12 protein-coding genes are annotated in these 13,508 nt (G+C 61.4%); 9 read left to right on the top strand and 3 right to left on the bottom strand.

Annotation, left to right across the window (positions count from 1 at the left end; genetic code table 11):
- Window positions 1-47 precede the first annotated feature (47 nt).
- On the bottom strand, window positions 48-1,145 hold the full coding sequence (locus DH08_RS30850) for a hypothetical protein (protein WP_192183006.1): 1,098 nt from the start codon (window positions 1,143-1,145) through the stop codon (window positions 48-50).
- Window positions 1,146-1,877: 732 nt separating this feature from the next.
- Here DH08_RS30850 and DH08_RS30845 point away from each other — a divergent pair.
- The gene (locus DH08_RS30845) at window positions 1,878-2,558 is read left to right on the top strand and encodes a sugar transferase (protein WP_192183020.1); all 681 of its coding nucleotides are present in this window, start codon (window positions 1,878-1,880) and stop codon (window positions 2,556-2,558) included.
- A gap of 61 nt (window positions 2,559-2,619) precedes the next feature.
- Here the strand turns inward: DH08_RS30845 and DH08_RS30840 are convergent, their stop codons facing one another.
- On the bottom strand, window positions 2,620-2,868 hold the full coding sequence (locus DH08_RS30840) for a hypothetical protein (RefSeq protein WP_192183005.1): 249 nt from the start codon (window positions 2,866-2,868) through the stop codon (window positions 2,620-2,622).
- Between the two features lie 350 nt (window positions 2,869-3,218).
- Between DH08_RS30840 and DH08_RS30835 the strand changes: the two genes are divergently transcribed.
- The 8 genes from DH08_RS30835 to DH08_RS30800 all read left to right on the top strand — a co-directional run bounded on the left by DH08_RS30835 (window position 3,219) and on the right by DH08_RS30800 (window position 13,071).
- On the top strand, window positions 3,219-4,562 hold the full coding sequence (locus DH08_RS30835) for an O-antigen ligase family protein (protein ID WP_192183004.1): 1,344 nt from the start codon (window positions 3,219-3,221) through the stop codon (window positions 4,560-4,562).
- Window positions 4,563-4,636: 74 nt separating this feature from the next.
- Window positions 4,637-5,464, top strand: coding sequence for a hypothetical protein (locus tag DH08_RS30830; protein WP_192183003.1), 828 nt, complete (start codon window positions 4,637-4,639; stop codon window positions 5,462-5,464).
- An 8-nt stretch (window positions 5,465-5,472) separates the two neighbouring features.
- Window positions 5,473-6,492 carry a hypothetical protein gene (locus tag DH08_RS30825; RefSeq protein ID WP_192183002.1) on the top strand — a complete coding sequence of 340 codons (1,020 nt, stop codon included), beginning with the start codon at window positions 5,473-5,475 and terminating at the stop codon, window positions 6,490-6,492.
- Window positions 6,493-6,590: 98 nt separating this feature from the next.
- Window positions 6,591-8,771: a pyruvate kinase gene (locus DH08_RS30820; RefSeq protein ID WP_192183001.1), complete on the top strand. Its 2,181-nt coding sequence runs from the start codon at window positions 6,591-6,593 to the stop codon at window positions 8,769-8,771.
- 10 nt (window positions 8,772-8,781) lie between these two features.
- Window positions 8,782-9,348, top strand: a complete 567-nt coding sequence (locus DH08_RS30815; RefSeq protein ID WP_192183000.1) for an adenylyl-sulfate kinase — start codon at window positions 8,782-8,784, stop codon at window positions 9,346-9,348.
- A 67-nt stretch (window positions 9,349-9,415) separates the two neighbouring features.
- A complete protein-coding gene (locus DH08_RS30810) occupies window positions 9,416-10,858 on the top strand; it encodes a cation:proton antiporter (protein ID WP_192182999.1) in 1,443 nt (480 codons plus the stop codon).
- A gap of 60 nt (window positions 10,859-10,918) precedes the next feature.
- The gene (locus DH08_RS30805; RefSeq protein WP_192182998.1) at window positions 10,919-12,079 is read left to right on the top strand and encodes a PqqD family peptide modification chaperone; all 1,161 of its coding nucleotides are present in this window, start codon (window positions 10,919-10,921) and stop codon (window positions 12,077-12,079) included.
- Window positions 12,076-13,071, top strand: a complete 996-nt coding sequence (locus DH08_RS30800; protein ID WP_192182997.1) for a nucleotidyltransferase family protein — start codon at window positions 12,076-12,078, stop codon at window positions 13,069-13,071. The genes DH08_RS30805 and DH08_RS30800 overlap by 4 nt, the downstream gene beginning before the upstream one ends.
- 247 nt (window positions 13,072-13,318) lie before the next feature.
- Here DH08_RS30800 and DH08_RS35885 read toward each other — a convergent pair.
- Window positions 13,319-13,508: hypothetical protein (locus DH08_RS35885; RefSeq protein ID WP_210328955.1), on the bottom strand; the 190-nt coding region annotated here is incomplete at its 5' end.

Here is a 13,508-nt window from a genome sequence, read left to right as displayed (position 1 = left end):
ACGCGATTCCGGACGGAAAACCGCGACGCACCTTTCCTGGAATCGCCTTAGCGCAACAGATGTGCGCCGGCGCGTGTCCCAGCGCGTCCCCGCTCGATCGTCCCGGACCTTGGCTTCACGATAAATCCGACGCTATCGCGTCCCAGCGCTTCGCCACGATATGCGGCTTCGGCGGCCTTCAGCCCGCCTGTCAGCTTGCGGATTGCCGGCGCCGCTCCGAGCACGTCCAGCGGCAGGCCCAGTTGACCGCGGGCGGGTCGCTTCGGCGGCCACACCCTCAGGCCGAAGTAGCTGGCGGCCGAGCGGTCGATCTCGCCGCTGAACTGCACCAGCAAGGCGTGGCGCGAGGTCTCGGAAATACGGCCCAGGCTTTTGATATCCATTGGTGGTCTGTCGGAGGGCCGCATCGCGGCAACGATCACATCCCATTTGCCGTTGGTCAGCAGCGACGGGTGCGCAAAAACGCCTACTCTCGCTCCACGATCGCGCAGAGCCTGCTCGATGAATGGTGCACAGGGCGTATCGCAGACAAGGGCGAGTGTTGCGCCGGCATGCTCGACGCCGGCCTCGTCGAGCATGATGCAGCATAGCCGTGCGAACTCAGGCAGCAGGTTAATGGCCGGATGGTTGAGGTTGGGAGCCGCGACTTTGATGCCGGCGTCGTCACAGCTGTCGAAGTCCACAATGCCGGGCCGAAGCTCCCATGGTTCGGCCATCAGCGAAACCACCGCATGAGGGGGCAGGAGTTCGATGAGCGATCTCGGGATCGGCCCAACCTGGAGACCGTTGGCGAGGAGATCGACGTCATGCCATCCGCGGCTGTCGATGCGGTTCAGCACTTCGACGCGCTCGGAGACGTTGGCGTACTTGGCAAATGCCAAGGTGGCGTCGGCGGCCGTCGCCAGGCTCGAATGTCTTTGGAATTCGCCGGCGAGCGCTATGACACGGCCGGCATCGGCCAGCGCAGCGGCTGTCGCGGCTACTGCCTGGTATCCCGTCGCGGTGCCAACGACCACGGTGAGCCCGGAGAGATCGAGATCGAGCAAGGCTATTTGCTCGCGGACGATGGCAAGTGCTTCCGCGTGGTCGATATCGGGAACATGGCGGGCGACCGGCCTTGCGGGGAACTCAAATGATGAGGTCATGAAGCTGTCCGTCACGTTGCGCGCTCTCCATAGCCAAGATCGGCCGGTAACGTCCTTTGACGCAGGAAGCCCTGCTTCACAGGCTTTCGTCCGGGCGCGGTGCGCACGCCTTCACGCATTGCGTTCACTGGCCACCTTAGCCGGCCTGCGCATTTGCAAGCACGGTCCCCCAGGTTTCCTGTCTGCGGAGGAAAGTGATGGCCTGTATCAGGATGGCACTCTCGACCGCTTCATGACGGATCCAGTTTCAATGCGTCATTCCTGCAAGTAAGGCCGAATTTGCCCGAACCGCTACCACGGCAATCGGATGCCGGTGATACGCCGTTTGGTCGGAAGACTTAACGCCGTCATGGCTGCAACGCACGGACCTGTCCGAACGAATAGGGAGGCGCCATCGGCGCCTGGCCGGCTACCGATATTGCGCTGGCCGCGTCCGCGCAGCGGCAACAGTCCAGGCCCGGCTGTGCGACGCGGTTCTGGCCTCTCCTGAAGCTTCATCTGCGCCTCCCAGGGTGTTGCATCGGCAGACGGCTCTCAACGGCTTGGCTGCCTCCACGGGGCTGACCGCCGCATGACATCGGTTGCCTTGAGATAAGGCTAAGGGGGTAACCGGCAACCGTTAGCTGGCTACCTCCTTTGCGGCTCTTGTCGCGGATGATCCGTCGCTGTGAAGTTGGGCGTTGCAACAGCACTCAAGCTGCAGCACTCAAACAGCGTTCCTGGGCGAAACCCATGACAATCAGTGCATTGGACATAAATCCCCGCAGACCCGGCCTGCACGTCGGTCGGAGTCGTCGTCCACTCGGAGGCCGGCGCAAAAGGATGATGGACGTGACCGTCGCTCTGGTCGCGCTTGTCCTGGCCGCTCCGGTCATGCTGATCGTTGCCCTTCTGATATGGGTAACCGATGGCGGGCCGGCGATATTTTCCCACACCCGTGTCGGTTTCAACGGCAAGCGTTTCGCCTGCTACAAGTTCAGGACCATGGTGGCCAACTCCCAGCAGGTTCTGGCCGACTATCTGGCGAACAACCCCGAAGCCGCCAAGGAGTGGGAGCAGAACTGGAAATTCAAGAACGACCCGCGCATCACATTCCTGGGGCGCATCCTCAGGAAGTCGAGCCTGGACGAGCTGCCGCAACTCATCAACGTGCTGCGCGGGGAAATGAGCTGTGTCGGTCCGCGCCCGGTCGTTCCTGACGAGCTGCAACGCTACGGCGCCTGTGCGGCCGAGTATTTGCAGGCCCGCCCAGGACTGACCGGCCTGTGGCAAGTGACAGGCAGAGACGCAGTAGACTATGCCAGTCGCGTCTCCATCGACAGCCGCTACATCCGAAACTGGTCGATATGGGCCGATGTCGTCATTCTCGTACGGACGATCTTCGCCGTGATGAGATTCGACCATGCGTCTTGATTGAAGGCGCGTCGTCGTCTGAACGGCTTCATGTGGCGCGCCTTGCGCATGCCACGCTCCGTCATTGCTCATGGGTCACGCCACGACGCCATATGGCGCCGAGCAAGAGGCCGAGCACATAGGCGCACTGCAGCGTGGCAACGAGGAGCAGGATCCAAAGCAGGCGCTGCCGATCAAACAGATCGTCGGTACCGCTTGCCACGGCGCTGATGACGACGGTCACGGCCGTGACAACGATAAGTGCAGGTGCGCGAAAGCGAAATCCCAGCAAAATGCCAGTCACGCCGACGGCGACAAGGCTCCAAGGCACGGCGATCTCCTATGAGCGCGGAAGAACCAATGTGGCGCGCAAAGTCTCCCACATTTTGCGAAGCCGTACCAACATTCAATCCGGTGCACGCCTATCGTCTGTGGTGCGCGCCTGGGGCTGCCCTACGCAATCCTCCTCGTGGCAATAAAGGCCTCGGGAAACCGCGCCTCCGTCCCTTGCACAAAAGGCGTAGGTCACCTTGCACCAATGTCACCCTTTCGCTCATTTCCTTGGCTGTCGGCTGAGCCTACGCTGCCTGCTGAAGATATGCGGAGTATTCACCCGCAGTGCGGCAGCATGCCTTGAATTGTTTTACTCGAGCGAATGCCGAGCCACGGACGACCCCTCTCATGGACCACCAAAAAACGCAGGAAGTAGCGCTTTCGGTGCGACATTCCGCAGACCAACATCCCATGCTGCAGGCATCCGTTCTGTTGCTTATCGTGTCGATCTGGTTTCCTGGCGCCACGCGGATTGCCGGAACCGATGGGTCGCTTTCCTTCCTGCTGGCTCTGTTCTGCGCTCTGGTAAGCGTCGTCTGCTATGGCGAAACGGCACGGCGACTTCATCGGACCGAAGCGGCCCTGGCGGCTGCCGTGCTGACGACATCTGCCGTCATCATCGTTCTTTCCCTTCTATCGATGCTCTATGCAGACAGTCCGCTCCGGACAATGCGCGCAGTTTTCGCGCAGATATTCGGATTTGCCACTATCCCGGCGGTTGCAGCGATCTCTACCAGACCCAAGGGTTTTGAGGCGGTCGACAGACTTGTGATGGCGATGATCATCATGAGCGTCGCAACGTCGTGCCTTGTGACGATCGGCCTGGGCGACGCCAAGTTCGCCGACCGGGCTGAAGGATATTTCAAGCACTCGAACCAGTTGGGAATTGCGCTGTCGGCGGGGCTGCCGTTGATCGCCGCGCGGCTGGTCACTGCTCGCAGGCACCGGATTCTCCTGCTGGGCTGTCTTGCGGCGGTGCTGCTGGGCCTGGTGAAATCAGGTTCAAAGACAAATTTCGTTGTCGGCGTTGTCGGTCTCGGAATTTTCTTCGGCCTATACAGTATCTATCTGGTGATGCGAAAGCAGAGGCCGATATCGGTTATCCTCGGCGTGGTTGCGGCTCCCGTGTTGATCCAGGTGTGTCTGGTCACATTGCAGTCCCTCAATCCACGGGCTTACAAGCTGCTGTCGGTTCAACTCTCCGGAGGTGAAGCGCATTCAATCGTATCGCGGCAGCGATTGTGGTCGATGTCCATCGATCTCGGCATGACGCATCCCTTCATCGGGGTCGGGGCAGGGCAGCCGGTGGGCGACATTGCTCCTCATAGCCACAATCTGTTCATCGATTACTTCAGAACGCTCGGGGTGCCCGGCGTCGCGCTGGTAGCGGTCATCGCCCTGCTGGTCGCGGGATATCTGGTCACCGCCGTTCTTTCCACACTGTTCGGCAATGACAGGAGTGAGGGCGCGACGGAAGCGAATGTGATGGTGCTCGGTTCATCGGTTTCGGTGTGGAATTACCTCGCCGCAAACCAGATGAGCGATTCCTTCGGCCCATCAACCGCGCCCTTCTTCTGGCTGCCCTTGGCGCTGCTCATGGCCTATCGCGGAATGCAACGATCGCTGCAGGCCGGCTCTGACGGGCATACAAAGCTCTACGCCACCACTGCGCCGCAGCTATTCGAACGCTGAGGAACAGAAGAGCGGGGGCCTTTTTTCCCTGTTTCGTCGACCTTCCAAGAGTCAACTTCACCGGCTGAATCCAAATGACTTCGCACACGGTTCGTGACCTGGCGGCAAGCCTCCCGCCAAGCGCTGAAGCACGCGCGCTTCAGACAGACATTCGATTTGTGGAATTCTTTGGTCTCCCCGGGATTGGAAAGACAACCGCCTCCAGCCTGCTGGCAAACAGCCTGCGACGGTGCGGTCCGCTGATAGGTGAGGTGCAAATAGCCTGGGGGACAAGAACATTCATCCGCCGGCAGATCTACAGGATCGGCATTGTCGCTCCAAGACTCATGAATCGTGAGTTTCGCTCGTTGGTTGTGCGAATTGCACGCTTTGTCTTCGAAAGCGGGCAATCATCGATCATCGACGCAGCCAAGGTCATCTGGAACTTTTCGGTTCTGGTTGCCTATGTCGAGAACGAGAGGCCAAGAAAAAATACCATCATCATCATGGATCAGGGACTGCTGCAGGGGTTCTGGTCCATCTTGCTGAAGAGCAAGCATCGGGCAACATCCGAGAAATGGCTCGATATCCTGTCCGCCATTGGCGTGCATGACATGGTTTTTGTCCATCTGCGCGGTGAGGCCGGCGTTGCACGCGATCGGCTCCTGACGAGGGGCGACCGGACTTCGCGGATGCAGAGGACGTCTCCCGATCGCGACCTCGATCTCTGGTCGTCGGCCGACCGTGCCTGCCGCGAGATGGCGGCCGTTCTCGAGACGGGAATGCGGACGGAAGATCACGTATTGGCGGCAGTCGACGTGGACAGGTTGGCCTCGCCCGAAGACGTGGCAGAAAGGGCACTTGAGGTCGTGCTTTTGGCCTGCCTCGACAGGCATCGGCTATGCGGTTCGGCTGGCCAATGAGCAGGAGGATGGACCGCCGTTCGTTCATGAGCCTTGCCGGCATGTCGCCCATATTGGCCCTGTTGCCGCCGTCGTCCAAGGCAGAAGGCGGGCAGGCGCCTCTCCAGTCGGGTCGCAGCGGTACGCAGGTGGTGCTGAGAGGTGAGTACGGCTACGAACAACAGTCAGTTCGGGACCTGCAGGCCGGAGCAACAGTCGACGCGCGGAATGCGTCCTTCACAGTCGGCAATAGCAGAAACAGCGACCCAAGTGCGATCATGGGCTGCGATGCGGGGGCGCTGCCGGTCAATCGCTATCCACTTGTCATCCGCAACTGCCCCAACGTCCACTTTGTCGGCGGGCGCTTCAACGGCGAGGTGCCGCTCACGTCGGACTGGCAGGACACCTACTGCAACAGCGCGGCCCTACTTGTCAGGGACGGAAGCACCAATGCGACGATAGAAGGCGTCCGTGCACGCCGCTGCTGGGATGGCATTCGCTTCGCCGAGCGGGCCGATGGTTTTCTGCTCAAAGGATGCTGGCTCAGCGAAATCAGGGATGATGCGGTCGAAAACGACCATCTTCTCAGTGGCACCATCGACGATTGCCTGTTCGACGGTTGCTTCTCGGGGATCAGTCTGGATCCCGCATCGAACGAACGCGACGGGACACAGGAGATCGTGCGGATCGACGGGACACTGATCCGCATGCACGCCTATCTGGCCAAGGGTGACATCACACATCAGGCACCGGTCAAGGCTTCCGACATGTCGCCCAGCCTGAGGATCGCGGGATCGATTCTTGCACTGGCTTCGGCAAACATGCGGGGATTTCGCCGCCTGGAACGCACCTGGAAAAAGACCATCGAAAGCCGCGACAATTTGTTGTTGTGGCTGCCCGACGAGCCAATCCCGTCCGCGCTGCCGCTGCCGCCGTCCGGTTTCAGAGTGCTGACGGGCAGCGACGCCCGCGCACACTGGGACAAGGCTCATCTCCAGTGGATCACGGCGCATCAGGACGTGGCCCGGTTTTCCGACGAAGTGCTGTGAGACCGTGCGCACAGTCGGCAGAACCGCGTGCCTGGTCCGGGCCGGTTCACCGTTTCATCAAGTGCATCGCGCAACAGTGAAGACAAAGGTGGGGAGCCATGAAAGCCAGGGAAGTCGAGCTTCTGTGCACGCTGGGTCCGGCGTCGCTCAATGACAAGGTCATCCATTGGTTGGACCGGGTCGGCACTTCGCTTTTGCGCGTCAATTTATCACACACGAAGATTGAGGACCTCGAGCGGATCATCACCTTCATCCAGAAGCGGACGCGCATTCCGATCTGTCTCGATACCGAAGGCGCGCAGGTTCGCACCGGTCCGCTGGTCGAAGGCAAGGTCATGGTGCATGAGAACCGGTTCCTGACCGCCCGTGCGCGGCCGGTGGCGGGCGACCAGTTCAGCATCAGCTTCTACCCGGCATACATCGTCAACAAACTTCAAGTCGGCGATTTCATCAGCATCGATTTCAACGCTGTCCTGACCCAGGTCGTGGAGAAGGACAACGAGGCAGTGATCCTGAGGGTCCTGAACGGTGGGGAGCTCGGTCAGAACAAGGCAGTAACGGTGCAGCGCACGCTCGATATGCCGCCCCTGACCGAAAAGGATGTGGCCGCCATCGCGATCGGCCGCCGGATGGGGATACGCCATTTCGCGCTTTCCTTTGCGCATCGCGCTTCGGACGTCGATGGCATCCGGGCCAAGGCCGGGCCCGGCGCGATCATCATCTCCAAGATCGAATGCCTGAGTGGCTTACGCAATCTCGCAGCCATAGCCGAGAAGTCAGACGCAATCCTGATTGACCGCGGCGACCTGTCCCGGGAAGTCCCGATCGAGCAGATCCCCGCAGTTCAGAAGATGATCATCCGAAATGCGAAGGCGCATGGCGCGAAGGTCTATGTCGCAACGAACCTGCTGGAGTCGATGACGAGCGCGCCAACGCCGACTCGCGCCGAGGTCAACGACGTCTACAATACATTGGCGGACGGCGCCGACGGCCTCGTCCTGGCGGCGGAAACAGCCATCGGTCAATATCCGGTAGCCTGTGCCAGGATGGTCGTCAAAGTCGCCGAACAATTCCGGCGGAATATGGCCGGCGGCGCCCACGCCATCCGAGTGCGTCCGTCATCGCTGCACGCCGGTGTCGAGCCTCATGGCGGGCGCCTGGTCATTCGGACGCTGGGACCGGCGGAAGATCTGGATATCAATGACTTGCCGACGGTCACGGTCGCAGATGAGGACTTGACCGACGTCGAGCAGATCGCCCGCGGCACCTTCTCGCCGCTGTGCGGCTTCATGGACAAAGGGTGCCTGGAAAGCGTACTTGAACACAACCGGCTTCCCTCGGGATTGGCCTGGACGATGCCGGTTGTGCTGGCTGTTCCCAAAGAAACCGCAAGCCGATTTTCGAATGGTGACCGCGTTCTGCTTTGCAGCAAAAGCGGATTGTCGCACTCCGTTCTCGACATCTCCGAAACCTACGAATTCGATCCGGAGCTGCTCGCGCGCAAATGGTTCGGCACGGACTCGCGCGAGCATCCAGGTGTCGCCCGCGTGCTTGCGCGCGGCGGACATTTCCTCGCCGGCGGCATCACCCTCATCCAGCCGCTGCCTTCGCCGTACCGGCGCTACGACCTGACGCCGGCCCAACTGCGCACGGTCTTTGCGCACAAGGGCTGGACCCGGGTGGTGGCCTTCCACAGCCGCAACCTGGTCCATCGTGTCCACGAAGTGATCCAGATGGCTGCCCTGGAGCGCACCTACGCGGACGGTCTGTTGATCAATCCCGTGGTCGGAAATGCCAAGCGCGGCGATTTTATGCCGCATCTTGTCCTCGACGGCTACCAGGCCATGCTCGACTACGGCATTTACCCGCCGGGCAAGGTGGTGCTCGCAAGCTTCATCACCTACCCGCGATTTGCCGGTCCTCGCGAGGCGGTTTTCACCGCCCTTTGCCGCAAGAACATGGGCTGCAGCCATTTCATCATCGGACGGGATCACTCGGGTGTCGGCGGTTTCTACGGCGCCAACGAGAGCAGGGAGCTGTTTGATGAACTGGGCGACATAGGCATAGAGCCGATCTTCTTCGATGCCATCGGCTACGACAGCCAGTCCGAGAGCTATGTCGACCTGAACGCTTGCAAGGCCGCGACGCCCATCAGCGGCTCGGAGATTCGACGCGCCTTGCGGGCGGGAGAAGCGCTGCCGAACTGGATGATGCGATCCGAGGTGCAGGAGGTGGTGCGCGCCGAGGTGATGATGAAACACGCGCTGTTCCAGGAATAGGATGGGAATGATGGCCAACGGAGTGAAGCATTTCGGGCTGCCGCGGCAGGACCGCGAATATCCTGAACCGGGAACGGTGCTATGGCTGCTCGGACCAACCTCCGCCGGCAAGACGACGCTGGCGATGCGCGTCGTTGCGGATTTGCGAGGGCTCGGGGTTCCGGTCATTCTCTTTGACGGCGACGAGGTCCGCGGGTTCTTCGGAGCCGATCTTGGGTTTGGCACAGACAGCCGGTTGCGCGTGGTCTCGGTGTTGGTGCATCTGGCCAACAAGGCGGCCGATGCCGGCCTGCACGTCGTGGTCGCCGCGCTGACCGCAGGGCAAGATGCTCGCGAACATGTTCGCGAAAATGTCAGAAACCTGACGATCGGCTACGTCGCCTGCTCCGTCGAGACCTGTGCGCAACGGGATCCGAAGGGCCTGTATCGCAAGGCAATTAGCGGAGAGATCGATACCCTGATCGGCTACAACAGTGAATATCGGCCGCCAGACAGCCCGGATCTCGTTCTCGATACCGAGACGCATTCCGTGGACGAACTCGCTGCGCGGATCGTTGCCTCGTATGTCTGGAACTGACCCCGGTGTGCCGGCCGGCGGCATCCCATCTTCATCCTCTGAGCGCGTCGGCAACTGAGGCGGCGGCATGAACGATTCCGAACTCGCGCGTTTCTTTCTTTCCCTGGTTCTGCTGCTCATCGGCGCATTGGGCGGCGGCCTTGTGTTCGAGCGACTGAAGCTGCCGCGCGTGATTGGCGAAATCGCCGGCGGAATTGTGCTCGGCCCGTCCGTGCTGGGGCTTGTCTCGTCCGAAGCGCACAAATGGCTGTTTGCCGGGTTCCCCGCGCAGGGTGCCTTGCTCTCCGCCTTCTACTGGCTGGGCCTGGTGCTGCTGATGTTCACCGCCGGCTTCAAGATGCAGGCGGAAGGCATGGAAGGATCGGGCCGCATCATACCGGCGCTGGTGATCGGCGCGCTCGTGGTTCCGTTCGCGTGTGGCTATGCGGGCGCGCCGCTGTTTGCGGACGCACAGGCGGGCGATGACCTTGCGTTCAAGCTTGTGATGGGTATCGCCGTGGGCGTCACGTCGATCCCGGTCATCTCGCGCATCTTCCTCGATCTTGGCCTGATGAACAGCTCCTTCGCGCGCAACATCATCGGCGCCGCGACCATCCAGGATCTCATCCTCTGGAGCATGCTTGCCATCGCCACGGCGGTGCAGAACGGTGACGCCGCCGACGCGGGCGGCATCGGGCGTGTGATCGCCGTCAACCTCGCCTTCGTGATCGTCTCGCTGTTTTTCGCTCCGGCAGCGGCACGTGCGATTCGTCGAAGCGTCTTCGGCAAGTTCAGCGAAGCGTCTCTCACCGGCTACACCATGCTGCTGTGCCTGGTCTTCGTCGCGGCCGCGAGCCTCTTGAAAGTGAATGTCATCTTCGCCGCGCTTCTGGCGGGGCTCGTGATGGCGCGTTTTCCCTCGCGGCATCTTGCTCCGGTGAAACAACATATCGCCGACATCTCGATATGGTTTTTCGTGCCGATCTACTTCGCGCTGGTCGGCTTGCGGCTCGATCTGGCGCATCAATTCGACGGCCCGCTCACGCTCTTCTTCATCGTCGCCAGCACGGCCATCAAGCTGGTGAGCTGCACCATTGCCGCCAAAGCTGCGGGTACCGACTGGGCCAGGGCTTTCGACTACGGCGTCGCCATGAACACGCGTGGCGGACCCGGCATCGTGCTGGCGAGCGTGGCGTACGCCGCCGGCATCATCGACGAGCGCATGTTCACCGCGCTGGTGCTGGCTTCCATTCTGACTTCGCTTGCCACCGGGCTCTGGTTGCGCTGGCGGCTGGCGCGTGATTCCGAGGCGTTCGCCGAATTGGCGAGACCACCCGCAGCTGGGATGCGCGGCGCTGCGAGCCTGGCATCGACGATCGCAGACTTGCTGGTCCGGTTTTCCCGGTCGTCGTCAGGCCGAGACCGGCACGCCGCTGCCAAGCCTTCAGGTCCGGGACCGGATGGACCTGAGCTTTCAAAACAATCGAATGAGCGAAATGAACTCCTGCCGAAAGGGCGCTTCGCCCATTGAATGCGCCTGCCCAGCGACAGATCAGATCGTCGCATTGGTTGACTAGAGGACGACCACCCGATGAATCAGCACCAGGCGGTTGACAGAACCGTGGCGCCAGGCGCCACCGATTACAGCGCGGCCGCGTTCGTGATCCAGGGGCGCCTGACGCGCATCCGTGGGCAAAACATTCTGTTCAGCTCCTGCCGGCAGGCCATTTTCGCCGTCAACGATACTGCCGCCGACATCTGGCGCTCTCTGGAAGAAGGCATGCCACCGCACGCCATCGCGTTCGAGATTGCGCGGAGCGGCGTCGACAGGCGTGAGGCAGACAGGCATGTCGAGGCGGCGCTCGAGGATTGGCAGCGGCTGGACCTGATACGGCCCTGTGCGCCATTGTCTCCACCGTCGGCCCGCGAGCATGTAAGCCAGGTGGTCGGCGTTGCGGGTCTTTATGTACGCATCGTCTATCCGGCAGCCCGCGCCTTCCCCGCGATCACCGCATTTCGCCATCTCGAGGTTGAAAGAGAGGCTGCCGACGTTCTGCTCCGGGTCGTCGAGTGCCAGGGGCGGATTCACCTGTTTCGGAATCTCGACTGGATCCTGTCCTGCTCGCCCGACGAACTTCCCGTTATGCTGAAAGGGCAACTGCTGACCGAGGTTCTCGATCACGGCGCCTATGAACTTGCTGTCCATGCGGCTGCGCTTCTCCGAAATGAACGTATCGTGCTTCTTTGTGGCAATCCGGGCGCGGGCAAGACAACGCTGACCATGGCGTTGGTCCATGCGGGGTTCGGCTTCGCCGCTGACGATGTGACGCTGCTTGACTCAAAGGGCCATGGCGTGGGTCTCCCGTTCGCTCCCGCGGTCAAGGCCGGAGCTTGGCCCCTCCTGGCCGAATACTGCCCCGATCTCGGCGCTGCTCCAGTCTTTCGTCGCCCGGACCGCAGACGTGTGCGCTTTGCCGTACCCAGGGAGTTCGTCCCGGTACCAGCTTCTCCTCCACCCATCGGCTGCGTGGTGCTGCTCCGGCGAGGCCGCGACTCGAAGGCTTGCCTCGCGCCGATCGACCCAGCCAGCGCATTGCGTGGTTTGCTCAACGGCGCCTTTTCGCCCGGCGGGGATTTAAGCGGCACGGCGTTCGACGTGCTGACCCAGATCATCGGATCGGCGCAGACCTATTGCCTGACCTATTCGAGGCTCGATGATGCAGTCGAGCTGATCACGAAAGCCTGCCGATGATGCGCAGGGGCAACGCACTTGAGGCATTGATCGCCGGGCTTCGCGGTTGTCCGGCCGACAGGGCCGACTGGCAGGCAGTGATTGCGCTGGCAAATCACACTCTGCTCACACCCGACCTGTTCTCGTCCCTCGCCCGTGCCGGCCAAATCCATCGGCTGCCGCAGGATGTGCGCGAATACCTGGAGTTTGTTCACGACTGCAATCGGGAACGGAACCTGCGCCTGCGAACCCAACTGAGTGAAGCCGTTGCTGCCCTCAACCGCCGTGACATCGTTCCGGTCCTGCTCAAGGGAGCGGTTCCCCTGTTTCTATCCCCGGCCGGACAGGTTCCCAGCAGGATGACCAGTGATCTCGATCTGGCTGTGGCGCCGGCCGAAGAGGCAGCCGCGCAAGCCTGCCTTGAAGAGCTAGGATATGTCCAGGTTCCGGGCGATCGAGGCGCGACCCGCCAGCAAGATGCTGGAATGCTGGAGCTTCGGCCGAGCCGACCAAACCACCTTGAACGCCCCAAGCCCTTCCAGCGAGACGGTCTTCGGGTGGAAATTCCTCCCGCGCAGTCGCGGGCCTTGCACTGGATCGTGCACGACCTTCTCAAGGAGGGGGATTACTGGCGCGGAAGGATTGATCTCAGGCACCTTCACGATCTGGCACGATTGGCGGAAAGCGATCACGTGGATTGGACGGCACTGCAGGCATCGGTGTCGGATCAAAGCGCCCGCAATGCGCTCGATACCCAGCTCCTGGCCTTGCACCATTTCTTCGGGACCGGGATTCCGGCAAAGTGTGCGCAGCGCCCGATGGTCCGTTTTCAGCACTGGAGGCGCATCTTCACGGCGACACACCCCATCATTGGCGCGCCCTTGCGCCTGGCCGGCAATCTGGCGTGGGGCGCATGGCGGCTTTCGCGTGCCGACGGTCTGGCGCGACTTGGTCCGTTTGATCTCGCGCGCCGCATCGCTCGCACGCTCCTGGAGGCTCGCACGAAAATCTAAGCCTTTTGGAGAGCTTGTGCCTCTATTCTGGAATTCCTAAAGTAAATTCGTCAAAATACGGGGTTATGACATGGTACCCGAAAGTAAAGGGCAATCGGAACGGACGCAGGAGAGCCTGGTCTCAGAAGCTCAAGCGCGCCGGGACTTTCTCAAGAAGGCAGGGCGTTTTGCTGCGGTGACGCCGCCGGCCATAACACTTTTGCTCGGCACAAGCTTGAACTCCAAAGCGATTGCCAAATCGGGTGGATCACGCCCGGGTCATGGCTGGGGGGACAAGAACCACATTCACCTCGGCCCTCCGGGCCAGCTCCGCAAGCTCTTCAACCGTCGTGGTCATGGTCACGGAAAATAGGGTTTCGAGGTAAGGCATTAGGTCCAATCGACATTCAGGATTCAAATTTGCGTTGAGGCATGATTCATAGGCTTCCAGATTCGAT

Origin of the sequence: Mesorhizobium amorphae (genome assembly GCF_014843845.1) — a bacterium.
In the GTDB taxonomy this organism is placed as follows: domain Bacteria; phylum Pseudomonadota; class Alphaproteobacteria; order Rhizobiales; family Rhizobiaceae; genus Mesorhizobium; species Mesorhizobium amorphae_A.
This window is presented reverse-complemented; position numbering and strand designations above follow the sequence as displayed.